This is a genomic window from Mangrovibacter yixingensis, assembly GCF_020523985.1.
GTDB classification, from domain to species: domain Bacteria; phylum Pseudomonadota; class Gammaproteobacteria; order Enterobacterales; family Enterobacteriaceae; genus Mangrovibacter; species Mangrovibacter yixingensis.
The window spans coordinates 183,902-208,320 of the sequence record NZ_JAIVKM010000006.1; the positions used below are offsets into that span (position 1 = coordinate 183,902).

A 24,419-nucleotide genomic window follows, 5' to 3' on the forward strand; every position below is an offset into this window, starting at 1 on the left:
ATATAACTCCAGTCCGTAACTTTTATTTAACCAAAATCCAGTTTTTTATTCCAAGTTTTACAAAATGATAAGCATGTAACATAAGTTTTATTTCCAGCCTAAACATTATCCACTTTTCGCCTGGTTTTTCACCAACAACACACCCTTTACGCCGTTGAAATGTCACTTTTGCTGTGCGTAATATTGCGGTTCACACGTCGTAAATAAGAAAAAATTATGCAAGCTTCCGTCACAACAACTATCGATACTGAAAATCAGGAGACTCCGGTTAACTCACGCGGCAAAGTGGTCATCGCATCACTAATTGGTACTGCAATCGAATTTTTTGATTTCTATATTTATGCCACCGCAGCCGTTATTGTCTTCCCACATATCTTCTTTCCACAGGGCGACCCGACTGCAGCCACACTGCAATCACTGGCAACGTTCGCCATTGCGTTTATTGCCCGTCCTATTGGTTCCGCTTTGTTTGGCCACTTTGGTGACCGTGTAGGCCGTAAAGTAACGCTGGTTGCATCGCTACTGACTATGGGTATTTCAACGGTGCTCATTGGCCTGCTACCCAGCTATGCCAGCATTGGCGTTATGGCACCGCTGCTGCTTGCTTTAGCGCGCTTTGGGCAAGGCCTGGGGCTTGGTGGGGAATGGGGAGGAGCTGCGCTGCTGGCGACAGAAAACGCCCCCGCGAAGAAACGCGCACTTTATGGTTCTTTCCCCCAGTTAGGTGCGCCAATTGGCTTCTTTTTTGCCAACGGTACTTTCCTGCTGCTTTCCTGGTTGCTTACCAATGAGCAATTCATGGCCTGGGGCTGGCGTATTCCGTTTATCTTCTCTGCCGTACTGGTACTGATTGGCCTGTATGTTCGTGTTTCATTACATGAAACGCCGGTATTCTCAAAAATTGCCAAAGCCGGGAAGCAAGTAAAAGTTCCACTGGGACACCTGCTGAGCAAACACTTGAAAGCAACCATTCTTGGTACTTTCATCATGCTGGCAACCTACACACTGTTTTACATCATGACAGTGTATTCAATGACATTCAGCACTTCACCGGCACCAACAGGCCTTGGTTTCCCACGCAACGACGTTTTGTGGATGCTGATGATGGCAGTAATTGGTTTCGGCCTGATGATTCCCATTGCCGGCATTATTGCGGATAAATACGGGCGTCGGAACAGCATGATTGTCATTACCAGCCTGATAATTCTGTTCGCACTGTTTGTTTTCCCGAAATTATTGGGTTCTGGCAACGAATCATTGGTCATGCTGTATTTGTTCCTTGGGCTGAGCCTGATGGGCTTAACCTTTGGGCCGATGGGTGCATTGTTGCCTGAGCTGTTCCCAACAGAAGTACGTTATACCGGCGCTTCGTTTTCCTATAACGTCTCATCTATTCTTGGCGCATCGGTTGCACCTTATATTGCCACCTGGTTACAGGCTAATTATGGTTTGCTGTATGTGGGGTTCTACCTGGCGACCATGGCCGTTCTGACACTGCTCGCGTTGATCCTGACTAAGGAAACACGCCACCAGTCACTCTGATAGCAGGCAGCCGCAGCAGTCAGTTCAACGCTGCGGCTGATCAAACTAGTTGCAACAATACATGTTCCAGATTGCTAAAGGATTGCGGGCGAGAAAGAAAATATCCTTGCGCTGCCATTGCTGGTGAAGCCTGTACCGCACGCCACTCCTCTGCCGTTTCGACCCCTTCAACAATGACACCATTGCAGTAGCGATTCATCAATTGCAGCAACAGCGTAAACAGGTGACGCCCTTCTGCTGTTTTGCGCAACATAATAAATAACTCACGCGCCACTTTGATGTAGTCATAACGGACTTCACTGAGTGAAGAGAAGTTTGCCATCCCGGTGCCAAAATCATCGAGCCACAAAGGGCCGAATTCCGACATCCCGGCTAAAGAAGCATTACTGGGTAAACGAATATGCTCAACCAGCTCGAAACGGATCCACGGCAGGCGGGCTATGCGCGCCAGCATAACGGGCTCCTGGCGAAGAGCCAGCAAGGTAGGCCCATCAATGTTAACTGAAGCCAGAATATTAAATTGCAGGAAAAGGCTCTCCAGATGTTCCAACAGGCTCAACTGTTCCCGCACGACTTCAACTCGCTGTGCTATGGTAATTGCAGCAAAATAGTGGTCAGGACGCACACGCTTTGATATGTCTTCCCGGTCAGTGACTGCCGTTAACATTTCGACCGCCATCAACCGCCCGGACGTTCGGTAAATCGGTTGAAAGGTGTAAGCACGTTCACACGCCGACCACAAGCGTTGAGCCTGTCCGCTTTCTATATTCGCTTCAGGCGTATACAGCCGGTGGGTGATTTGCTTTAAATTCATTGCTAATGACATCCTGTATAGACAAGTATAAAGGCAAGGCCTTGTCACTCGGTTATCGGCGGGCAATGGGATAACTTTATGCGCGTTTGCCAGGCAAGTGACACAGGACACTGATGCGCAGTAGTCTCAATACTGTGCGACGTCAAATTTTTATCGAAACGTCGTTTTAAAACGTTTGACTGATTTTCAATCGGGCCGCACACTAAAGGCAGTCCCTTCAATCAGGTTCCAGAATTATGCCGACCCCAAAAATTGCCGTTATTGGCGAATGTATGATTGAGTTGTCGCAAAAAGGCGCTGATGTTCATCGCGGTTTTGGCGGCGACACTCTGAACACGTCTGTTTATATTGCTCGCCAGGTTGATGATGCAGCATTGTCAGTACACTATGTCACCGCGCTGGGTACAGACAGCTTCAGCCAGCAAATGCTTAATGCATGGCAGCAGGAAAATGTAAAAACGAGTCTGATCCAACAAATGGAAAACCGCCTGCCTGGTCTCTATTACATCGAAACCGATGAGACTGGCGAGCGCACGTTTTACTACTGGCGCAACGAAGCCGCAGCCCGTTACTGGCTGGAGAGCGACCAGGCAGATGCCATTTGCCAGCAACTGGCGCAGTTTGACTACCTGTACCTGAGCGGTATCAGCCTGGCGATTCTTAGCCCAGAAAGCCGTGATAAATTGCTGAATCTGCTACGCCAGTGCCGTGAAAATGGCGGAAAAGTTATTTTCGATAATAACTACCGCCCGCGTTTGTGGCGCAGTAAAGAAGAAACACAGCAGGTTTACCACCAAATGCTAACCTGCACAGATATCGCCTTCCTGACACTGGACGATGAAGACGCTTTATGGGGTGAAAAACCTGTAGAAGAAGTGATTCACCGCACCCAGGCGGCAGGGGTACGTGAAGTGGTGATTAAACGTGGCGCAGATAGCTGCCTGGTTGCTATTCAAGGTCAGGCAACGATTAATGTCCCGGCAGTGAAACTTCCTAAAGAAAAAGTGGTTGATACCACTGCGGCTGGCGACTCCTTCAGTGCAGGCTACCTTGCAGTTCGCCTGACGGGAGCCAGCGCGGAAGATGCAGCAAAACGTGGGCACCTGACAGCCAGTACGGTTATTCAATACCGTGGGGCAATTATCCCTCGTGATGCGATGCCAGACTAACACTGGCACACTCTCCCGGGCCCCGGGAGAGTGTTATCACACCATTTCCAGCTTTTCTCAGCCAGCTTTCATTTAACTCTGACCAGCCGTTTTCACAGCAGTTTACTTCACTGATGTGCTGCCCGCAGCAGGCGTTTCTGGTGTGTCTGACGCTGCAGACGAAGCTGGTACTTCAACCGGCATATGCTTACCCCAGATTTCACGTAATGTCTTCGGGTTAACCTCAGCTTCCCCTTGAGGTTGCAGTAATACCAGCGCCATATCCTGAGAGAGCATCTGGTGCAGCTCCTGGTTTATCTCGCCAATGGTTACCGAACTCAAAAAACCTTCACGTAATTTTTGATACTGTTCCGGCGCAATATCCACCACCTGGTTTTGAAGTGAACGCAAGCGCTGATTCATCAGTACCCCGGTATCTGTACGGGCATAAGTGGCAAACAGTGTTTGCAGCTCTTTGCGTTTTTGCTCTATCAGCGCATCCACACTTTCTTGTGGTAGCCCTTTTTCTTTAACATGCGCCAGTTCCTCACTCAAAATCGCCATGTTTTTATCCAACGAGGCGCCTGGTGAGTCCATGTTAAGCCCGCATTGAGCGCGTTGATAAAGCACACGGCAATCAAAGCCAAGGCCAATATCTTTCACTTTACGCTTTTCCATTGCCTGCTGGACATGCCAGAACAGCGCTTCGCGGGCAAGGTCAGCACGCCAGTAATGAAGCAGTGCTGCTGAATCACGAATAGGCTCCCAAGGGGTATCCCACATGACAGAAAGCCGGTCCTGTTGCATATTGCTGTTTATCAGGCTCACCGCATCAGACTTCAGCGGTTGAAGTGTTGGCAGGGTCGCCGGAGTTGTCCGTTTCCCGGTGAGAGAGCCAAAAATTTTGGCAATTTGCTCAGATACACTGCGACTGTCGACATTACCGACAATGATCAGCGTCATAGCATCCGGGGTGTACCACTTTGCATAAAAAGCTTTCAACGCAGCCATATCAACAGGCTGAGCTAATGAGGCACCTGGTGCATGAGCCAGCATAGCGGAACCCTGTAAACGATAACGCCACCAAGAGTCCTGTGGGTTAGCGGGCCAGGTTTTAACCATATCTTCTGTTGCCAGCGCTTTATCAATACTTTCCGGCGTAATAGCCAGCTTACCACTGGCATCTGCCAGCCAGGATAAGGCTTCTTTCAGCAAATCGTCGCGGTTATTTGGCAGGCTCATGTCGTACATCGTGAAGTTATACGACACCAGCGCGGGGGGCGCGGGGCGATTTGGGTCAATACTTTGTTGCCATAAAGAGCGAGCCTGAAGCGCTGGCAGGCTACCACTCTGAGTCAGAGCAATACGCGGGATAAATGCTGTGAAGCCACTCTGCTGAGTGTTTTCAGTTAAAGACCCCGTATTGATTGAGAGACGAACTTCAATGCGGTCGCTGGGACGCTGAGGTGTCTGAAGAATTTGCCATTTCAGGCCATTAGGCAGTTTTCCTTCCTGCCATGCGGGATCGGGCTGTAGTGCATCCGCCTGCGCAAAACCAGTGGCTGTTATCATTAACAACCCACTGGCTAAAAGTCGAATTCTGGTGCCCTGCATGTATACCCCTGCTCAACATTCCTGGTAAAAAACACTGATGGCCTTCGCCATCCAGACATAACGTTCAGGCATGTTGCTTAGACAGCGAAAAAGGCCAAACGTCACGCAATAATGTGAAATTAAAAGCCAATTATGCGCAAGAGCCCGCGGCAAGGGCAAGTCACCGCGGGGAATTAAGCCTGTCAGGAGGAGATTTTTTGTTTTTTGACCTCTGTTACCGTACCTGAGAGCACATCAGCAAGCTGTTTTTTATCCAATTCATTCACGCGTTTGGCAACAAAAATGGTTGCCACACCGTTACCGACCAGGTTGGTCAGCGCCCTCGCCTCCGACATAAAACGGTCAATCCCCAGAATTAATGCCAACCCTGCAACCGGTAAATGGCCAACCGCGGAAATAGTGGCAGCCAGAACGATAAAACCACTACCTGTTACGCCAGCGGCCCCTTTGGATGAAAGCAACAACACCACCAGTAACGTAACCTGATGCATAATATCCATATGGCTGTTTGTTGCCTGGGCGATAAATACCGCCGCCATTGTCAGGTAAATAGCGGTTCCATCCAGGTTGAAGGAGTAACCGGTAGGAATAACCAGGCCGACAACAGACTTGCGGCATCCCAGTTTTTCCATTTTATCCAGCATACGTGGCAATGCGGACTCAGACGATGACGTTCCCAGAACAATCAACAATTCTTCTTTAATATATCGAATAAATTTAAAGATGCTGAACCCGGTGTAGCGGGCAATACTTCCCAGCACCAGAAAAACAAACAGCAGGCAAGTGATATAAAAACAGAGAATCAACTGCCCTAATTGCAGTAGTGACCCCACGCCATATTTGCCAATAGTAAATGCCATTGCACCAAATGCGCCCACAGGAGCCAGACGCATAATCATATTGATAATGCCAAAAATCACGCCTGAGAAGCTTTCAATTACATTAAAAATCAACTGACCTTTTTGCCCCAGCCGGTGCAAAGCAAAACCAAACAGCACAGAAAATAACAACACCTGTAAAATATTGCCGCTGGCAAATGCGCCAATCACACTGTGAGGGATAACATCCAGCAAGAAAGGAACCACTCCGGTTTTTTCCGCCTGCTGGGTCCAGGCCGCGACAGCACTGGCATCAAGCGTAGCCGGGTCAACATTCATACCGGCACCAGGCTGCAATATATTCACCACCACCAGACCAATGATTAATGCAACGGTGCTCACCACTTCAAAATAGAGCAAAGCCACAGCGCCAGTACGGCCTACAGACTTCATGCTTTCCATCCCGGCGATTCCCGTTACCACAGTACAAAAAATAACTGGGGCGATGACCATTTTGATTAATTTAACAAAAGCGTCACCAAAAGGTTTCATCTGCGCACCCAGCTCGGGCCAGAAATGCCCCAGAATAACCCCGACGGCTATTGCGGCCAGAACCTGAAAATAGAGGCTTTTAAACAACGAAGTTTTCATAAGGTGTCCTTGAAATATAATCCGCCAGAGGGATGGAAAACCGACGAGGGAAATTAACACCAGAGAAACATTTTAAAAACTAATGCGCATCACACATTCAACAAGACAAGGGCCGAAACGCAATAACAATAGTTACATAAGGGCCTGTTGCACATTTCTGGCAGTAACCAAACATTCAGGCACAGTAAAAATTAAAGCCCAAGGAAAGGAATTATTGGCGAGAATAGTCTGACTGCCGGAATAACCGGCAGAATGGTCAAACGGACTGAATATAATTAGCGGGCGTCGTTAGCCGCCAGATAGTCACGGGAAAATACTTCTGGGGTAACGGCTTTACCAAACAGGTACCCTTGCCCCACCGCAACGCCTGCGTCTTCCAGCCACTGACGCTGTATTTCCGTTTCCACGCCTTCAGCTACGATTTTTAACCCCAATGTCTTCGCCAGGGAAAGGATAACGGACACCATATTGCTGTCATCAGGCAAGCTACTCACAAATCCTTTATCAATCTTCAGGATATCAATCGGTACAGCTTTAATATGGTGTAAGTGATTCAGGCTGGCATAGCCCATACCAAAATCATCCAACGCAATCTGGAGCCCTGCATCATGAAGAGGCCGCAGAATATTGACTGCTTCTTGCGGGTCATCAATACGGCGGCTTTCTGTTATCTCAAGAATCAGGGTACCAGGCTGAATTTTGTAGTGGCGCAGCAAAGACAGCATATTGGGGATCATATTACTGTCGAGTAACTGCAGCGCCGAAAGGTTCACACTTAATGGCAAACTAATCCCACGGTTTTGCCATTGAGCAAGCAGTGCCAGTGATTCTTCCATTACCCAGCGCCCAACTTTCACCATCAAACCACAGGCTTCAATGCGCTCAATCAGGCCTTCGGGCAAATCCCAGCTCCCATCAGGCTGGCGAACCCGCAGCAAGACTTCTGCACTCAGTACAGCCCCGGTGCGCATATCAACCTGGGGTTGCAACCAAATAGCAAACTGCCGGTTTTCCATGGCATTGAGAATATCGTTTTCCTCGGTAAGGCGCTGTAACGCAATTGCATGCTGGCCTGGTTCGTAGAACTCTACCTGGTTTTTCCCGGCACGGCGTGCACTTTGGCTGGCAGACAACGCCCGTTGGTAAAATAACTGCGCGTCATGCTCACCTTCTTTTTGCATGGCAATACCAATACTGGCTGAAGGGCGTAACTGTAATGGGCCAAGGTTGAGGGTATCATTCAACGCATTCAGCACCTGGTTGCTTAACGTCATCGCAACCCAGGGCTTATCCACACCCTGAACCAGAGCGACAAAATCTGTGGCATTAATTTGCGCCAGAAAAGCGTGTTGCCCCAGCGCACTGCGAAGTTTATTCACCAACATAAGCAACAACATTTCCCGCTGCGCCTCATGCAACACGCCATCGGAGTCCTGCAGTGTTTGGCAGGAAACAGCCAGAATAAAGCATGGGCGAGGGTCGCTCATCTCATTTTCCAGTAGCGCCAGGAAGAGGTCTTTATTAGGTAATTCACTTACCGGGAAACGTGTACTGAGCCGGTTCATATGCTCGTGAAGCTGTACTATTCTGTTTTGATTACGGTTATAGGTTTTAACCAACAAACCGATTTCATCGTCAAGATGTCGTGTTGGCACGGGCAGTTGGTGCTCAATAGATTCAGATTCAGCAGCAGAAGCCAATGAACTGGCAATATCCCGTAGCGGGTGCACAACCAGTCGATTGATACACCAGGTTACAGCGACAGACAGCATTAACGACAAGAGCAAAAAGGTAGTCACCAGTGTTGAAATAACACTGATGATGTAACGATACATTCGCCAGGCATCAGACTGTATCACCAGATAAGCCAGGGGTTGTGGGTTGGCCGGGCGCTCCAGTGAATAAAGTGGGAGCGAAATTTGTGCTGGCAACTCAAAGACACGGGTAATCCAAAGGGGGACGCTTTTTTCCGGTTGAAATACTACCCGTAATGCCTGAAAGCGGTTAGGCAATACCACATCTGCTCGGCTAATAATGCCAGATGGCGTTATATGTTTAAGAATTGACTCAGCTTCTGGAATATCTGCTCTGAGAATAGCCTCTGACAATGGCTGGCGCACGGACCTGGCAATATTTTCCATTTGCATAACGGTATCATGCCGGTGCTGCTGCACCAGATGGAACAGTAAGACAAGCGTAAAAACAGCAATAAAAAATATGGAGACAGAGGCCACCATCGCCATTTGTTTTATTGTTAATGACCGGCTAACTCGCAAATTCACGCTTTATTTTTCCCACCTGATTATTCTCATTTAGCTTGCAGATTATACTGCATTGTTGTGACTTTTAATTACTCATTGGTGGATGATTTAGGGGTATTCGGTGAGTTTGAGTCTGAAAAGTGGTGGGGATGGGGTGGTTGGTTCTGTTCACTTTGCGCTGATGTCAGTGTGGTGACACTTTGCACTGATGCCGGTTTGGTGAAAGTTCCGTTCACTTTGCACTGATGTTGGTTTGGTGAAAGTTCCGTTCACTTTGCACTGATGCCGGTTCGGTGAAAGTTCCGTTCACCTGAAGTGATGTGCTCAATGTGGTTTCACAGCCGGTGAACGTGTTAAGGGGCCCGCCCCTTAACAATCCGGTTTTTCGCGGGCAACCGGTGCTGCGCACTGCGTTCACCTCCGGGCAGTCAGCCTGCGGCCGGCTCGACTCGGCATCCATGCCTCGGTTCGCCTTATTCCGCCGTCCGGGCGGAATAACCTTGTCTTCCTTTCTGCGGTTCACCGGTCTTACGCGACTCAGCCAGCGCTGCAGGTGCGGGAATGCTTGTGCTGTTCGGTGTGGCTGTGAGTAAGTCATTCGATATGTTTTCTTTGTGTTTTGCTGGAACTTACAGGCACAGGTTTTAGTTTCGTGGCAACCCGTTAGCCAGCGCTGTGAATAGCGAATTTTTTGTGTGGTTCTGTGTGGCTGACACGGCGCGCAACATGCGCTGTGCTGACAAATACATGACAGGCAGCCCCTGCACTGCAAAAATACCCCATCGCCTGCGCTAAATAATTCGTGTTGCAGCAAGGCGGCAACGAAGCAAGTCCCCGGGAGCTTACACTAGTAAGTGACCGGGGCGCGCTGAGGCGGCCAACACCGCTGCAGCGCAAAAATACCCCACCGCCTGCGCTAAATAATTCGTGTTGCAGCAAAGCGGCAACGAAGCAAGTCCCCGGGAGCTTACACTAGTAAGTGACCGGGGCGCGCTGAGGCGGCCAACACCGCTGCAGCGCGAATTATGACGCGCAGTGGCGCGCAGATTACCAGTCAGCATATGGCACTAAAGCCTGCGGCGGCATATTCATATCGCCTTGCCACCCGGCCAGTGAGTAACGTGCAAAGAGCATGGCGTGGCTTGGGGTGTAATCTTTCGCTTCCTGAATGTCGACACCTAGCCCCAGTGACCAGTGAGAGGTCAGGCGACGCTCTACAACCGCCCGGGCGGTGTACCCGATGCCGTTACTGCTGCCACCACTGATATCGTCATATTTATCGGCATAATTATCGGGGATCAGGCCGCTGATGGGGTAGCGCCGTTGGGAATTAGACTGTGAATGGGACCAGGAGACTGAACCACCCAGTTCCCAGGACCAGTTTTCAGTACGCTGGCGCCAGGTAACTGGCAGGGCAAAAGACACATATTTTTGAGGACTGTAGTAGCCGCCCTGGCCCAGGGTGTAAGCACTGAGGTCTTTATCGTAATGCCAGAGCATGTTGGTGAGGCCAACTGTGACCCGGCGATTATCTTCATTGATAAGTTTGTAGTAATAGCCTGTCATCCAGCGAACTCGCCAGTTATCTGCGACATTTTTACCCGTGAGCTGGTCTGTGCTCAGGCTGGACCAGACACCGTTCGCTTCCCCCTGGTCGTAGCTCAGGCTAACGCCGCCGCCATTAGCACGCACACCGCCCCAAGTGACGCCGGTATTTGGGTCTTTTTGCCCGGCAAATGCCAGCAAAGAGCTGGATATCGGACGCCGGTGCGCATCTACTGTATAGCCAATTACGCCTACTTTATTGCTGTAACTCAGGCTCCCAACCACATCCACTACAGGGAAGCCCATTGGCGTTGTCCCCAGATCCATCGCCCAGGTATCGTTACGCCAGCCAACAGCCACACTGACACCGGTAGCTGTTTGGTTACGGCTACCATGGCAAGGCAGCAGGCTGTCTGCATAACTCAGAGTAGAATCATTACTGCGGGTATCACAAGTCCCCCAGCGCGGGTCATAGTTACCATTTTCATCCGTCTGGAAACTACCGGCATCCATATGGACCATATCGGTACGGAACAGCATCCGCCCGTCAGATAAGGGCGCATCCACTTGCAACATCGTGGTGTGTGCCGTCAGGTCTGAATACCCGGGCGTACCACTGGAACCCCAATAGTCATAATCCAGCGAAACATTCACATCCTGCTGGCGATAAAGGTCCGCCGCGTCACTGCGTACACCACGCTTGAGCCAGTCATCACTGGCATTGTTGCGAGTGAGCCGGGTGAAAGTGTCGTTATCCTCAGGCCGGGCTGGCGTTATATCCGCCGCCACCATCGCATCACCCCAGGTATCAAGGGCCTGGTCAGGCTCACCATTTTTTGCCTGAGCACGCGCAGCATCACGCAGCACCAGGGCACTGTCTATCGAAGGCGGCAGGGATTTTGCTTCTGGGATGATTTTTTGCCACAGTGCGCGGGCTTTCGCCGTTTCATCCGTCGCATCCAGCGCTCCAGCCAGGCGGCGCTGGGTATTTAAAGATAACGGTGCCGTTTGTTTCGCTTGCTCTACAGCAGTAATTTGTTGATGTGCCGCTGTTTTCTCACCTTCACTGATAAACAACTCTGCCAGGCCAAGGCGGACATCCAGGTTATCTGGCTCTTGCTGAATAAGGCTTTCATAGCGGCGTTGCGCTTCTGCTTTGTCTCCTCTGGCTGCCGCCCATTCGGCCAGAGTCAAAGAAATTTGGGGTGAAGGTGTTTGCTGTTCAAGTAGGGCTACCGCCTGTTTTTCCTGGCCGTTATCCCGCAGGCGATTAGCATCCGCCATCACTTTATTGGTATTCAGCCTGTCTGCCAGTTCGTGGATATTGTCTGTCCACTGGCTACGGGGCAGCGTATCAAGGTGAGCCAGTGCCGCGTTATCCTGGTTGTTGGCAGACAAGTAAAGCCCCATGGCATAAACCTGCTCCGGGTCACTTGGGTGGCGGCGAGCAAGGTTACGAAACAGGGTATCAGCTTCTTCGTGCTGGCCTGCCGCATACAAGTCTTTCGCCAGGCGGTAAGTTACCCAGACACTTTCAGGGTCCATTGCCAGGCGCTGGCGCTGGAGTTCCGCCGCCTGGTTCCATTGGCCTTGTTCTTCAAATGCCTGAGCACGGCCAGCCAGTTGTTCATCGCGCAGGCTACGTTCAATGTCATCCACACTACGGCGTTGTGCCGCTGACAGGCTATTGAGAAAGGCACTGGCTTTTTCTGGCGACTGGCGGCGGTAGATATTTGCCAGGCCGCGCACCGCGTTACTGTTTCCTCTGTCCATACGTAACGCCTGCTGATAATAGCGTTCCGCCAGGGCATCATCTTTACGGGCAGCAGCAACATCCCCCAACCCCAGCACAGCATAACTGTCTGTATTGTCGGTATTACGGGCTTGCTGGTATTTACGCTGCGCCAGGTCGGTGTTCTGCGCCTTAAGGGCGTCATCCCCTTGCTGAATCAACAACCAATAGCGGTTCATAGAGAGCAACCCTTTCCAACGGTCACTATTTGGCCCATCGGGCTCCAAACGCAGCGCCTTTTCGAAAGATTGTACCGCTCTTGCCCGGTTGCCTTTTTGCGACCAGGCTTCGCCCAGGGCTCCCATTACTTCGCCATCAGATTGTGGCTGCGCTGCGGCTTTCTGTAGTGCAGGCAATGCTTTCGCCGCATCGCCACTGTTCACTGCAGCCAGCGCATTAGCTCGCTGGCGAAAAGCTGGGTCTGCCAGTTTTTGCTGCATATCCGCCAGTTGGCTGCGTGCTTTATCGGCGTTATCACCATCAGTAAAAATGGAAAGGTAACGTTGTAGTGCTTGCACGGTACTGTTCGATGGGGGAAGTGACGATATCTGGTCGTACCAAAGGCCTGAAGCTTCACTTCGCCCATCCCGTGAGCGAGCCATCTGCTCCAGCACTTTGAAGCCTTCTTCACGGCGGCCATTGGCGAGTAACAGTTGCGCCAGCTTGCTACGCAGTTGGGTGCTGGGATACTGCTGATTAAGTGCACTTAGCGCTTTGATAGCCTGGTTACGTTGCGCTGGGTCACTAGAGACGACACTCCAGTATTCCACGGCCATATCGCCTTGTGGTGGGTGGCCATTAAACAGTTTTTTATAGGCGGCAATGGCTTCACTGGTTTTTCCAGCCACTGCCAACAACCGGGCTTCTTGCAATTGCTGACGCCCTACACTCCCGGCCAATGTCATGCTATTCACGGCCTGATAATACACATCAGAACCTGGTGATAATTTTTCCAGCCTGTCCAGATCTTTTTTTGCCGCTGCGCTGTCGCCCCGGCGCAATTCATAGCGCATTTTCGCCGCAATAACTTGTGGGTCGTCGGGGGCGATAAGTTCAAGGCGGTAAAGTGACTGGCGGACCAGTTCATCACGGTTTGTCGCTTCGCCAATTCGTACTTGTTCCAACAGTTGCTGTTGTGCAGATACCGCCGCCTGAACCTGAAAGGTCAACGCCATCCCTAAAGACAGCGCAAGAAAATTTAGTGAGAAGTTGCGCATAACCGCCCCCAAACAGGTGATAACTCACCTTGCGAAGTAAACCGGAAACGGTGCTGATCCCATCCCTGACCGAACAGCGTCAGCACATAACTATAATAAGCATCCGCGCCTGGAAATGCGGATACAGTCCGCTGGCGCTGTACATCCTGAGCATCGCCAGACAGAAATGGCAGCAACGCCGCCGAAAAACCGACAGGCCCATTGCCCGAAGGCTTGCCTGTACGGGTATTAATACTTTCTGGGGGTAACGCGCGCTGTTTCATGATGTCAGCGACGGGCGAGAAATGGGCGAGCAACTTTTGTTTCCTTGGGTCTTCATCGCTCATCATACCTACCCACAGATAAACCCGAATCGCGTTATATTCGCTGTTTTCCTTTGGTTCACCAACGGGTTGCCACCCTTTATCTACCACCCAGTCAACCCAGTCTGGAGCGATACCTGCTGGTGAGCTTCCTTGTAAAAAAGACACCATGCTGGCGCTCATCGAACGCCATGGTTCGCCATAACGGGCGAAGCGTTGAATCACTTGCGGCGGAAGATAACTGGGGTTAAGTCGCCAGCGATTATCACTGGTAAAACCATCGTTCCCGGGTAATAACAGAAAACCAAAACCGGGCAGCCAGGCGACCTCGTCATCGGCAATGCGACGCAACAAAGCTCTTCCCATTGCCGAAAACCTGGGTTGTTTCCAGAGACGTCCCGCTTCAAGTAATGCCCAGGCTATCCAGAGGTCAGCGTCAGACGCTGCATTACGGTCCAGAACGCCCCAACTACCATCCTCTTTTTTGCCCCATAGCCAGGCCGGTAAACGGCGCGTTAATGCACCGTCAGAGAGGTTATTTTGTGTCCAGTTAAGTACCTGGCTAAAAGTCGCGTGATCATTAGCAACCAGAGCAAAGAAAAGTGCATAACTTTGCCCCTCAGAAGTGGTAATTTTCCGGGCATCACTGGGATCCACAACGCGCCCATCAGCACGAATGTAGTCTTGTTTAAATTGCTCCCAGGCTGGCCACTCACAGGCCGCATAAAGCGGCCTGCAGATGAACAATACACTGGCCATCAATAATCCCAAGAATGGCCTGGTGAACATTATTCGTTATCCGGTTCCAGGCGTTTACGGCTCATAATGCGCAGCAAGCGCCACAATACCCAACCGAGTAACAACACACTGATTGCGGCAAAGATAGCCAACAGGATCGGGTGGTTCGACAGCGCAAACCAAATGCGTTCAAACCAGGGTAAATGGCCAACATAATAGACATCGCCCACACGCAGGCTGTTCACCCCAGATTCACGAATCACGGCAACAGAGCCAAACATTGCCCCACGTTTGCCACTGTCATTCAACGCGTTATTAAGAAGCGTGTAACCGCGTGGGCCATCGGCCAGCATTGCTACCACGCTACGCTGTTTGTTAAATGGTGATTCAAACCCAATAATGGCAGCCATCGGCCCCGGCGACGAAATATCGGTTTTAACACCAGCCGCACGGTCATCTTCATTATAAATGAAGCCATCCCGGCTATTACGCCGCGGTGTTTTCACCCAGCTTTGGGTGGCTTTGACCAGCAAATCGACCTGCTTATCGTTATTGAATTTATCCGGCAAATGGCCAATCAGCAGAATATCAGCATCTGCCTTACTCAGGGTGTTGGCATCATCAGTCAGGCTCACATTCACTGCGGGCAACCCGGTTTGCGCACCAACTGTACCCAGTGCATCCAACAATGTAGTGACCTGTTCCGGTGTTGGCTTAGCAGGAACAAACACCAGGGTTTGCGAGAGGTCAGCCATACGGCTGAACGGGAAGCTGGCATTAGCAAATGCTCGTAAATCTGGCATCGCAAGAAAATGGTAGTAGTGGGAGAAATCGATGGTGGAGTCATCATCGATAACCACGCTGTTACGCACTGGCTGGAAGGTAATACAGTTTTCAACTGACCCGCCAGGAATAGGGTTCATGTACTGGAAGTCAAACCGCAACTGGTTAGTCGCCCCCAGTTTTAACGCCGGAATAGAGACATCTTGCGAACGGTCCAATAACCCCTGAACAACGGGCAAACGCAGCAGCAACTTACCGCTCTTATCTTTTGGCTCAAGGTTAAAGGCCTGCAGGAACTGGTTATTCAGGCTGATATCCATCCGTGAGCTGTCCTGCATGGGTGGTGCGGTATAACGATATTTCAGATCCATATCAATACCGGTACTACGCAACAAGTAAAGATCAGGCGGCAGGTTGAGATTAACTGTTACCGGCCCAGGCTCAATGCCAGTCGATTGCAGTTGCTCATCGTAGCTTTTCAGTTCACCAAATGTGACCGGGCTGTCAGTGCGCACCCAGTTAGGCGCGTCATAGGGTTTGCGCGGTAGCAGCGGGGTTACGCCATCAACCACAACATGTTCGCCACGGAACAAGAGATTCCCCTGAGCAATACCTTTCGCCGCCAGCAATAAGTCTTTATCGTCGCGGCCAAACACCACCAGCAGTTTGACATAAGGGTTATCTGGGTGATTGATCATTTCAATCACTGGCGCATTCACTGGCGGGTGATCTTTCAGGAAATCCGGCCGGTCTTTATTGGTGGCAAACACAATCGCGTTTCTGTCAGGCAATGTGTTATACAGCACCGGGAAGTTATTTCCCCGCCAGGCTGCACGTGTACCAAACCAACTGGCGATAATCCCGGCGGCCTGCTGTTGGGCAATATCCGGCGTATGGGCAAATACCATTGGCAAGTTCAGAGGGCGGCTATCCCGCGGGTCAAAGAACGGCACGGGGAAATGTGACAGATCGTTTTGCACAGCCAATTTTTGGAACGTCAGATCAAGATAGCTGCTTCTGGCAACATCCAGCCACAAGGTGGTATTCGCCGGGTTTTCACACACATCACGGTAATGACCAATGAACTCAAGACGTACCCGGTTAAAATCGGTGATAAACAACGGGTCGACGGGCACAACAGCCTGGGTCTTTTTACCAAGCTGCTCTTTCGTGATGGGTAAAACATCCATCAGTTCATCATTCAGGTACACCTTAACCTGTGACTGAACCGGAATCAGCGACGGTGATGGCGTGTACTCAAGGTGTAACATCGCCTTGTTCACCACTTCGTCACTGCGCATACCAAATTCGACAGAGCCATCAGGGCTGACGCCACGGAGCACCATGCTGCCCGGCGGCGGTGCAATACGCGCAAAATCCAGTTTGACGTCTCTCGTTGGTGCATTAATTGCGACAACCGGTGCGCCTGCATGGTCAACACCAGGCTCAACTACACCCACTGTTTCCGGCTGGCCGGCATTATCCATTACTGCCGGAGTGTTACCTTCAATACCAGCCTGAACAGGCGTTTCACCAGGAGCCGCCTGTGCGGTGAACCCGGGTAACATCCCTATTCCGACGGCCACTGCATACAGCCACGATAGTTTTCTTTTCATCGCATTGTCATCATTGTTGAGCCAGCAGAGTCCTGACGCGCGTCCTCATTTATCGCGTCGGGGCGACGTGGAATAAACGACACAATCCAGTCAACCAGCGTAGTTACAGAACGAAATACCACCTTCATCCCTGACGGAGTAAACTCCGCCAAATGCCTGTACCCGCGAAACCCTAGTTTGAGGATGTCCAGCAAGCTTTCCATCGGTTTGTCCTGAGGAAAACTATCTTGCCAGAGGGCCCAGGTATCAGCGCGGGCAAATGTGCATTGAATAAAATCGATATGTTGTTGTGTTGTCAGGTCGCTGAGCTGTATCCCCAGCTCCTGACCATTCACCCGCACTACCCGAGCCGGGAAGAAAAACTCCTGGTCTCCACGGTTAAGTAACAGGTTCACTTTTTGGTCTTTCAAAAACGCAGCTGTTCCTTGCAGGTGAATACCTAACCCACCGCCAGAATAATCGCGTACAGTACAGGAAAATAAATGCCCGTCATCCCGGGCAATAGCCGCGGGCATGGCAATTTCAACACGATGCGCCCGGCGAATCTGCTTACTTTCAACCGATACGGCTACCGCTCCGCCCAAAATAATCAGGTTATAGAAAACCCAGGCCAGGCTGACCACCACGGTCAGTACCTCATGGTCCGGGCCATAGAACATACGCCATATCCCGACAGCCACCCCCAGCAAGTTAACCATCACTAACCAGAGATAAGGCCGGGTAATTACCCAGTCCACATATTCTTCTTCCACCAAACCACCTTTAGCGGTGACGTTGAACTTCCCTTTATGCGGGTTAATCAATGCCACCACCGTTGGTGGCGCAATATACCAGGCCAGAACGGTTTCATAGATTTCGCTCCAGAAAGAATGGCGATATTTCCCCTGGATACGCGAGTTAGTCAGGCTGGCATGCACCATGTGGGGCAGAACAAAAAGTGCAATCATTAACGCTGGCGCAAAAATGATGTAAGCATGGAATAGCAGGAATGCCAGCGGTGCCGTAAGGAAGATTAACCGGGGGATACCCGATAAAAAGTGCAACATGGCATTGGCATAACATAACCGTTGCGCCAATTTCAGGCCTTTACCGAACAACGGGTTATCCATACGGAAGATTTGAATCATTCCCCGAGCCCAACGAATACGTTGCCCGATATGCGCCGATAAACTTTCAGTTGCCAGGCCTGCTGCCTGAGGTATACGCATATAAGCGGAGGTATAACCCCGGCGGTGCAGGCGCAATGAGGTGTGGGCATCTTCCGTTACTGTTTCAACAGCAATGCCACCTATTTCATCCAGTGGCCCACGGCGGATCACCGCACAGGAACCACAGAAGAACGTCGCGTCCCACATATCGTTACCATCCTGCACCAACCCGTAAAACAACGTGCCTTCATTTGGCGTTTTACGGAAACGGCCCAGGTTACGTTCAAACGGATCAGGCGAGAAGAAATGGTGCGGGGTCTGCATCATGGCGAGTTTTTTGTCTTTAAAGAACCAGCCAACGGTTAGCTGCAGGAAAGAACGGGTCGGTACGTGGTCACAGTCAAAAATTGCCACAAAGTCGCCTTTGGCATACTTCAGTGCATTGTTGATGTTCCCGGCTTTAGCATGCTCATGTGATGTGCGGGCAATGTACCTTACACCCACTTTCTGAGCAAAGGCCCGGAATGATTCCCGCCCGCCATCATCCAGAATCCAAATATTGAGTTTATCTTTCGGCCAGTCTATGCCCAGGGCGGCATAAATCGTGCCTTCCACTACGTTTAAGTCTTCGTTATAGGTGGGGACAAAAATATCCACCACCGGCCACTGGCTTTCATCTTCCGGTAACGGAACGGGGTGGCGATTAAGCGGCCAGGCTACCTGGAAATACCCCATTACCAGCACTACCCAGGCATAGGTTTCGGCAAACAACAAAATCAGGCCGAACATCAGGCTTAACGGATCGTTCCAGTTAAGTGTTGAGGTATAACGCCACCAGATGTACCGGCACGAAACCGTTAATGAAAGCACAATCAGCATCAGTGATGGGAAACGGCCCGGAATACGCCTTACCACTAAAGCAATACCCCAGAGCAATAACAAAAAGACAAACTGGGCCTCTGGGGTAAAGGGCTGGGTGATACACATAATAGACAGCGCCAGAGACAATACGACCACCACGCCCAGCACAATGCGACGGATACGCGGAGAAATATACTTTAACTCATGCCGCTGAGATTGAGCTTCAGTTCTGGCCTTTACTCGGTTGGGTAATGCCGTTAGCCAGTCATGATAGTCTTTGCGCCAGGCAGCGGCCCGCCCCAGGTATTTCTGAACAACTTTCCCTGACAAGTGCCTTGGCAAAAACACCACCAACCAACACCCCTGAATTAGGATACGGATAACATCCAGTGGGCCGGGCTTATCTGGGTTAATGTGTGGGAACCAGTGACGAAAATTGCTGCGCACCGCTTGCCAGTTGGCATTTTCCAACGGTAAAAAAAACCACGCCAGGCTCAACCAGCAACATCCCAAAAAAGCACTGAAAGGTGATGAGCGATGTAAGCGATAATGGCGATACTGGGCGCTCAGGGCTCCTGCCACAGGCGTGGTCAATACGCAGCGTAACAGGCGGCTCATCAGGCGCTCCCGGAAAAATTCAGCAGGCACCAGTTCGCCAGGGTGTTTAACTCTTCGGTGATAAGTGCTTCCTGGCGGTATTCGCCCACCGGCTGTTTAGCCCCCAGTGTTTCCCCCATGGCTTCGTCACGGTGTAACACCATCGGGACCAGTGCCAACTGGCTTTTCAGCCACATCTGCCAAATGTCATCCTGTATCTGGCTGGCAACCAGTAAGTTGTTCACCAAAATATGCGAACCATCAGGCACTGCCTGCTGGTGCAGCCGCACATGGCAGTTCATTTCGGGGTTAACAACAACGAGGTGGTGATCAACACGCGCAGTCAGCGCCTGAGTGAATGGCGTATCAGTAGCCGGTAAATCGAGCAAAACCCAGCGCCAATCGTTCTGGCTTACCAGGCTGTCAATAATCTGCCCGGCAGCCTGCGCATAAGCCGGATGCGCGAACAGTTGTTGTTGTTCTTCACGTGATAATTGCCCAAACGGCAAAATATCCAAATGGGAAGTGTAACGCCAGGCCGTTTTTGTCCACGCGCTTTTTTCCAATAAAGCACGAGCCCAACCTTCTGGACGGGTAAATTCCACATTAAAAAACAGGCGCAGCATATTGTCCGGTGAACAATCGATCACCAGTACAGATTCTTCAAGTTGTTGTAACGCCCACGCAAGCCCTGTAGTCACAGAGGTTGTACCGACGCCACCACGCAAACCTTGTAAGCCAATAATGGCCATCAAACACTCCCGGTTTGTTTCGCTAATTCCGCAAGCAAAGGCCAGCGCTTGATTGCTGCTGCTAAACGTTCCTTTTGGGATATATCAGCGTAATCGAATTCAGGTAATGAAAAAGTTTTACATAACGACTGAATATCATTTTGAAACGCATTAACCTGATACTTTTCTTCTGCCTCACGGCCTTGTTTGCCTGGACACACTTTTTGTATTCCCCAATTGAATGTTCTGGAAAACGTGTTAGGTAATGACCACAGAGAGACATTGAATTACAATGCTAAATCTGATGCCATTTATTTTCAATGTTAGGTTTATTTTCAGGCCTGCGCTAGTACACTCTGAAGGTAGCCACTTCGATTCAAGAGAGACGCCATGGAATCAATATTTTCATTTGGCATACATGCACTTTGGGATGAGTTGCAACAAATGACCACGGGTGGAATCTGGTGGGTAAATACTGATCAAGCAGAAGATGCGCAACTTCTTGCCAATAGCACCCTTGCTGCGCAAAGCGATCAAGCTCTTGCGGCCGTTATCACTATGGGTGAAAACGCGTCGTCAGTTATTGAATTGGATCAACATCACGGTCCTGAAAGAATTCAATTATTCAATATGCCAGAAAATAAGAATAGTCTATACTCATTATCTTCTGATCTGCTTTGTTCGATTACCCCTGATAACTACTTATTCATTTTCCTTGTGAAAGAAGGTTTTTGGCGAAGTATTTCTGGCGATGCTATTAAGCAATGGCTTTCCAATATGAAACGCTGGGTAAAAACCAATAATTGCACAATCCTTATCATTAACCCAGACAATAATTCAGATAAAGCCACTTCGTTACTTTCCAATCAACATCAAAGCCTTTCAGGAATAGCATCTGTTCGCCAGGAGCAAGGAGAATATATTCTTGATGTCACTTTTTGGCTAAACAAGATGGGTGTGAGCGCCAGGCAACGTATTGCGCTGAATAAAGGCGAGCGTGGCTGGTCAGTGAAACTCACAGAAAAACATGAGCCACAGCAGCGCAGTGATGAGCGCCAGATTCTGAGCCATAGCGCAGTTTTAGAAGGTGCGCCCATATTATCCGAATACTGGTCACTGTTTGCAGACAACGAAGCGGTATTCACCGAAGCCCGTCAGCACCATGCTGCTACTGCTATCTTTGCTCTGGAAAACAACCAGCAAATTGATCACCTGGCGAACTGTATTCATACCTTGCGCAAACAACGTGGCAGTGTAATGAAACTCGTTGTTCGTGAAACCCGGCCAGGTTTGCGTGCCACCGATGAACGCTTATTAATGGCCTGTGGCGCGAATATAATCGTGCCTTACAATGCGCCGCTTTCCCGCTGCCTGAATATGATAGAAAGTGTTCAGGGGCAGTTTTTCACCCGCGATGTACCCGATGACATTTCGTTACTAACAGCAAGCCTGCGCCCGCTGAACCTGCGTGGCTTTCAACCATGGGATAAATTCTGTGACGCAGTAAAATCCGCCCTGAATAACCCAATGGCACCGAAAGACAGCAAAGGGGTGTTGGTTGCCCTGCGCCCAGTTCCAGGGTTGCGGGTTGAGCAGTTGTTAACTTTGTGCAAAACAAACCGCATGGGCGATTTTGTGACTCTGGGAAACAACCGGCTAATGTTGTTTTTATCCTATTGCCGTATCAACGATCTGGAAGTTGCCTTGCGACATATTTTCCCGTTACCTGTTGGCGATATTATCTCTAACCGTGTGGTTTGGTTTGAAGATAACGATATTGCCGCAGAAATGACGCAAATGCGGACTATCCCTGAAACTGACTGGCAAACACCAATTTCACCTCAGGACAACGACCCACTGCCTGTTAATGCAGAACACTCTGGCCGTGTATGGCGGCGGGTTCCTGTGCCATTGACCCTGTTGCAACCCAATGCGGAGGGGCAGAACCCGTGATGAGTCTCGCCGATATTCTTCAATTAATTGTACTGTGCGCCATCATCTTTCTCCCTTTGGGCTATAGTGCCAGGCGCTGGTTACCTGTTCTTCATTTACGCGTGCGCCAGATTATTGGTAAACCGCGTTACGTAAAACCCGCTGGGGTCTTACGCCGTAATGCATCTGTCAGGGCAGACAAACATGACAAATAAAATACCATCGTCCCCTTTTTCATCTTACTGGCAAGCATGGCGAGGGCCGGGTGCCTGGAATTTCTATTTTTTAGTCAAATTCGGTTTGTTATGGGCGGGCTACCTTAATTTCCACGAACTAAAAAACCTGGCATTCCTTGTTTTTCTATTGCTTCCCATTAAATCTGAACGCCTGCACCGTATTCGCCAGTGGGTTGCCATTCCTATTGGGTTTGGTTTGTTCTGGCATGATACCTGGCTACCAGGCCCGGATAGTATTCTTAGCCAGGGCTCACAACTGGCAGGGTTCAGTACCGATTATATTTTGGATCTGGTGACACGCTTTATTAACTGGGATATGGTCGGCGCGATTTTTGTGTTGTTTGTTGGCTGGCTTTTCCTCTCCCAGTGGGTTCGCGTCACTGTGTTTGTGGTACTGGCGATGGTGTGGCTGAATGTGCTGAATATTGCCGGCCCTGCTATTTCATTATTACCGGCAACAACAGCGAATACCGCCGCAGCGCCTTCTGCTTCAGGCTCTGCCAGTGCCGCAGCTTCCGGCGCGCCAATATTAAATGGCGAGATTCCGGCACAAACGGCACCAGCCAACTCTGCCAATATCAACGAATGGCTCAGCACGTTTTATAGCAGTGAATCAAAGCGGAAAACACCATTCCCGGAATCGTTGCCAGAAGACGCCGAACCTTTCCAGGTGTTAATCATCAATATTTGTTCTCTGGCATGGTCAGATATTGAAGAGACAGGGCTTACTTCCCATCCGTTGTGGTCGCATTTCGATATCCTGTTTAAAAACTTTAATTCTGCTACTTCATACAGTGGGCCAGCCGCAATTCGTCTATTACGCGCCAGTTGCGGGCAGAGTTCCCATAAGAATCTGTACCAGCCAGCAGGTGAACAATGCTACTTGTTTGATAACCTGGCGAAACTGGGTTTCCCAATGCACCTGATGCTTGACCACAATGGTCAATTTGGCGATTTCCTGAAAGAAGTTCAGGTAAATGGCGGGGTTTCTGTCCCATTGATGGACCAAAGCAAACTACCGGTCAACCTGCTTTCTTTCGATAATTCGCCTATTTACGATGACACCGCCGTACTGGAGCGTTGGATGAATACCGTTCCCGGCAATGAGCGTAACGCCACCTTCTTCAACTTGCTGGCATTACACGATGGGAACCACTTCCCAGGTAATAGCAAAACTGCAGACTATAAACTCCGTGCCAAGAAACTGTTTGATGAGCTGGATGCGTTTCTCACTCAATTAGAGAAATCAAACCGCCGGGTAATGGTTGTTGTTGTGCCCGAACATGGTGCTGCATTAAAAGGCGATAAAATGCAGGTATCCGGGTTACGCGACATTCCCAGCCCGTCAATTACCCATGTGCCTGTGGGCGTGAAGTTTATTGGAATGAAAGCGCCACATCAGGGTGCGCCAATCGAAATTAACAGCCCCAGCAGTTATTTGGCTATTTCCGAACTGGTGGTACGTTCCGTCGATGGCAAAAACTTTGTTGCTGACCAGGTTGACTGGAATGCACTAACCAGTGGGCTGCCACAGAGTGCGCCAGTATCTGAAAACGCGAATGCGGTTGTGGTTGAGTACCAGGATAAGCCATGGGTCAGGTTGAATAGTGGGGATTGGGTGCCTTATCCGCAGTAAGTGGATGGGAGGTTGGTTCGTTGAGTCTGATGTTAGTGTGGTGAAAGTTTCGTTCACTTTGCACTGATGCCGGTTTGGTGAAAATTCCGTTCACTTGAAGTGATGTGGTTAATGTGGCTTCACAGCCGGTGAACGTGTTAAGGGGCCCGCCCCTTAACAATCCGGTTTTCGCGGGCAACCGGTGCTCCGCACTGCGTTCACCTCCGGGCAGTCAGCCTGCGGCCGGCTCGACTCGGCATCCATGCCTCGTTTCGCCTTATTCCGCCGTCCTGGCGGAATAACCTTGTCTTCCTTTCTGCGGTTCACCGGTCTTACGCGACTCCGCCAGCGCTGCGAGTAACGGGATTGCTTGTGTTGTCTGGAGTGGCTGTAAGTAAGTCATTCGGTATGTTTTCTTTGTAATTTGCTAAGAGCTTACAGGCGGTGGGGTTAGTGGC

The 24,419-nt window shown here is 50.3% G+C and carries 16 protein-coding genes; 5 read left to right on the forward strand and 11 right to left on the reverse strand.

Going from position 1 to position 24,419, the window contains the following annotated elements:
* The first annotated feature begins 216 nt into the window (after window positions 1–216).
* Complete coding sequence (locus LC084_RS17930) at window positions 217–1,542, forward strand: MFS transporter (protein WP_226572566.1); 1,326 nt, start codon at window positions 217–219, stop codon at window positions 1,540–1,542.
* A 40-nt stretch (window positions 1,543–1,582) separates the two neighbouring features.
* Here LC084_RS17930 and pdeH read toward each other — a convergent pair whose 3' ends face one another.
* Window positions 1,583–2,356 carry a cyclic-guanylate-specific phosphodiesterase gene (gene pdeH, locus LC084_RS17935; RefSeq protein ID WP_226572568.1) on the reverse strand — a complete coding sequence of 258 codons (774 nt, stop codon included), beginning with the start codon at window positions 2,354–2,356 and terminating at the stop codon, window positions 1,583–1,585.
* Between the two features lie 236 nt (window positions 2,357–2,592).
* On the opposite strand from pdeH, the gene LC084_RS17940 reads away from it, so the two are divergent.
* Complete coding sequence (locus LC084_RS17940) at window positions 2,593–3,525, forward strand: 2-dehydro-3-deoxygluconokinase (RefSeq protein ID WP_226572569.1); 933 nt, start codon at window positions 2,593–2,595, stop codon at window positions 3,523–3,525.
* Window positions 3,526–3,627: 102 nt separating this feature from the next.
* Here the strand turns inward: LC084_RS17940 and LC084_RS17945 are convergent, their stop codons facing one another.
* The 9 genes from LC084_RS17945 to bcsR form a co-directional block, all read right to left on the reverse strand.
* The gene (locus LC084_RS17945) at window positions 3,628–5,118 is read right to left on the reverse strand and encodes a M16 family metallopeptidase (protein ID WP_226572570.1); all 1,491 of its coding nucleotides are present in this window, start codon (window positions 5,116–5,118) and stop codon (window positions 3,628–3,630) included.
* Window positions 5,119–5,300: 182 nt separating this feature from the next.
* Window positions 5,301–6,587 (reverse strand): dicarboxylate/amino acid:cation symporter, encoded by a 1,287-nt coding sequence (locus LC084_RS17950; RefSeq protein ID WP_226572571.1) that lies wholly within the window; start codon window positions 6,585–6,587, stop codon window positions 5,301–5,303.
* A gap of 275 nt (window positions 6,588–6,862) precedes the next feature.
* Window positions 6,863–8,863 carry a biofilm formation regulator HmsP gene (gene hmsP / locus LC084_RS17955; protein ID WP_226572694.1) on the reverse strand — a complete coding sequence of 667 codons (2,001 nt, stop codon included), beginning with the start codon at window positions 8,861–8,863 and terminating at the stop codon, window positions 6,863–6,865.
* Window positions 8,864–9,895: 1,032 nt separating this feature from the next.
* On the reverse strand, window positions 9,896–13,402 hold the full coding sequence (gene bcsC / locus LC084_RS17960; protein ID WP_226572572.1) for a cellulose synthase complex outer membrane protein BcsC: 3,507 nt from the start codon (window positions 13,400–13,402) through the stop codon (window positions 9,896–9,898).
* Window positions 13,384–14,463 carry a cellulose synthase complex periplasmic endoglucanase BcsZ gene (bcsZ, locus tag LC084_RS17965; RefSeq protein ID WP_226572573.1) on the reverse strand — a complete coding sequence of 360 codons (1,080 nt, stop codon included), beginning with the start codon at window positions 14,461–14,463 and terminating at the stop codon, window positions 13,384–13,386. The genes bcsC and bcsZ overlap by 19 nt, the downstream gene beginning before the upstream one ends.
* Before the next feature lie 29 nt (window positions 14,464–14,492).
* Complete coding sequence (bcsB, locus tag LC084_RS17970) at window positions 14,493–16,841, reverse strand: cellulose biosynthesis cyclic di-GMP-binding regulatory protein BcsB (protein ID WP_226572574.1); 2,349 nt, start codon at window positions 16,839–16,841, stop codon at window positions 14,493–14,495.
* The gene (bcsA, locus tag LC084_RS17975) at window positions 16,838–19,468 is read right to left on the reverse strand and encodes a UDP-forming cellulose synthase catalytic subunit (protein ID WP_226572575.1); all 2,631 of its coding nucleotides are present in this window, start codon (window positions 19,466–19,468) and stop codon (window positions 16,838–16,840) included. The genes bcsB and bcsA overlap by 4 nt, the downstream gene beginning before the upstream one ends.
* A complete protein-coding gene (gene bcsQ, locus LC084_RS17980) occupies window positions 19,468–20,199 on the reverse strand; it encodes a cellulose biosynthesis protein BcsQ (protein ID WP_226572577.1) in 732 nt (243 codons plus the stop codon). The genes bcsA and bcsQ overlap by 1 nt, the downstream gene beginning before the upstream one ends.
* The gene (gene bcsR, locus LC084_RS17985) at window positions 20,199–20,399 is read right to left on the reverse strand and encodes a cellulose biosynthesis protein BcsR (protein ID WP_226572579.1); all 201 of its coding nucleotides are present in this window, start codon (window positions 20,397–20,399) and stop codon (window positions 20,199–20,201) included. Before bcsR ends, bcsQ begins: the two co-directional genes overlap by 1 nt.
* Window positions 20,400–20,568: 169 nt before the next feature.
* Between bcsR and bcsE the strand changes: the two genes are divergently transcribed.
* Genes bcsE through bcsG form a run of 3 tightly spaced genes read left to right on the forward strand, consistent with a single transcriptional unit; the run spans window position 20,569 to window position 23,982 of the window.
* Window positions 20,569–22,131 (forward strand): cellulose biosynthesis protein BcsE, encoded by a 1,563-nt coding sequence (gene bcsE, locus LC084_RS17990; protein ID WP_226572581.1) that lies wholly within the window; start codon window positions 20,569–20,571, stop codon window positions 22,129–22,131.
* Window positions 22,128–22,325, forward strand: a complete 198-nt coding sequence (gene bcsF, locus LC084_RS17995) for a cellulose biosynthesis protein BcsF (protein WP_226572583.1) — start codon at window positions 22,128–22,130, stop codon at window positions 22,323–22,325. Before bcsE ends, bcsF begins: the two co-directional genes overlap by 4 nt.
* On the forward strand, window positions 22,315–23,982 hold the full coding sequence (gene bcsG, locus LC084_RS18000; protein WP_226572585.1) for a cellulose biosynthesis protein BcsG: 1,668 nt from the start codon (window positions 22,315–22,317) through the stop codon (window positions 23,980–23,982). Before bcsF ends, bcsG begins: the two co-directional genes overlap by 11 nt.
* Before the next feature lie 256 nt (window positions 23,983–24,238).
* Here bcsG and LC084_RS23245 read toward each other — a convergent pair whose 3' ends face one another.
* On the reverse strand, window positions 24,239–24,364 hold the full coding sequence (locus LC084_RS23245) for a hypothetical protein (protein ID WP_264193566.1): 126 nt from the start codon (window positions 24,362–24,364) through the stop codon (window positions 24,239–24,241).
* Window positions 24,365–24,419: the final 55 nt, after the last annotated feature.

What these genes read in the sequence shown, in the direction of transcription:
- bcsA (WP_226572575.1), bottom strand. Translation starts at nt 19,468, where the DNA reads ATGAGCCGCCTGTTACGCTGCGTATTGACCACGCCTGTGGCAGGAGCC.
- bcsE (WP_226572581.1), top strand. Translation starts at nt 20,569, where the DNA reads ATGGAATCAATATTTTCATTTGGCATACATGCACTTTGGGATGAGTTG.
- LC084_RS17940 (WP_226572569.1), top strand. Translation starts at nt 2,593, where the DNA reads ATGCCGACCCCAAAAATTGCCGTTATTGGCGAATGTATGATTGAGTTG.
- LC084_RS17930 (WP_226572566.1), top strand. Translation starts at nt 217, where the DNA reads ATGCAAGCTTCCGTCACAACAACTATCGATACTGAAAATCAGGAGACT.
- bcsQ (WP_226572577.1), bottom strand. Translation starts at nt 20,199, where the DNA reads ATGGCCATTATTGGCTTACAAGGTTTGCGTGGTGGCGTCGGTACAACC.
- LC084_RS17945 (WP_226572570.1), bottom strand. Translation starts at nt 5,118, where the DNA reads ATGCAGGGCACCAGAATTCGACTTTTAGCCAGTGGGTTGTTAATGATA.
- bcsC (WP_226572572.1), bottom strand. Translation starts at nt 13,402, where the DNA reads ATGCGCAACTTCTCACTAAATTTTCTTGCGCTGTCTTTAGGGATGGCG.
- pdeH (WP_226572568.1), bottom strand. Translation starts at nt 2,356, where the DNA reads ATGAATTTAAAGCAAATCACCCACCGGCTGTATACGCCTGAAGCGAAT.
- LC084_RS17950 (WP_226572571.1), bottom strand. Translation starts at nt 6,587, where the DNA reads ATGAAAACTTCGTTGTTTAAAAGCCTCTATTTTCAGGTTCTGGCCGCA.
- bcsG (WP_226572585.1), top strand. Translation starts at nt 22,315, where the DNA reads ATGACAAATAAAATACCATCGTCCCCTTTTTCATCTTACTGGCAAGCA.
- bcsB (WP_226572574.1), bottom strand. Translation starts at nt 16,841, where the DNA reads ATGAAAAGAAAACTATCGTGGCTGTATGCAGTGGCCGTCGGAATAGGG.
- bcsZ (WP_226572573.1), bottom strand. Translation starts at nt 14,463, where the DNA reads ATGGCCAGTGTATTGTTCATCTGCAGGCCGCTTTATGCGGCCTGTGAG.
- LC084_RS23245 (WP_264193566.1), bottom strand. Translation starts at nt 24,364, where the DNA reads ATGACTTACTTACAGCCACTCCAGACAACACAAGCAATCCCGTTACTC.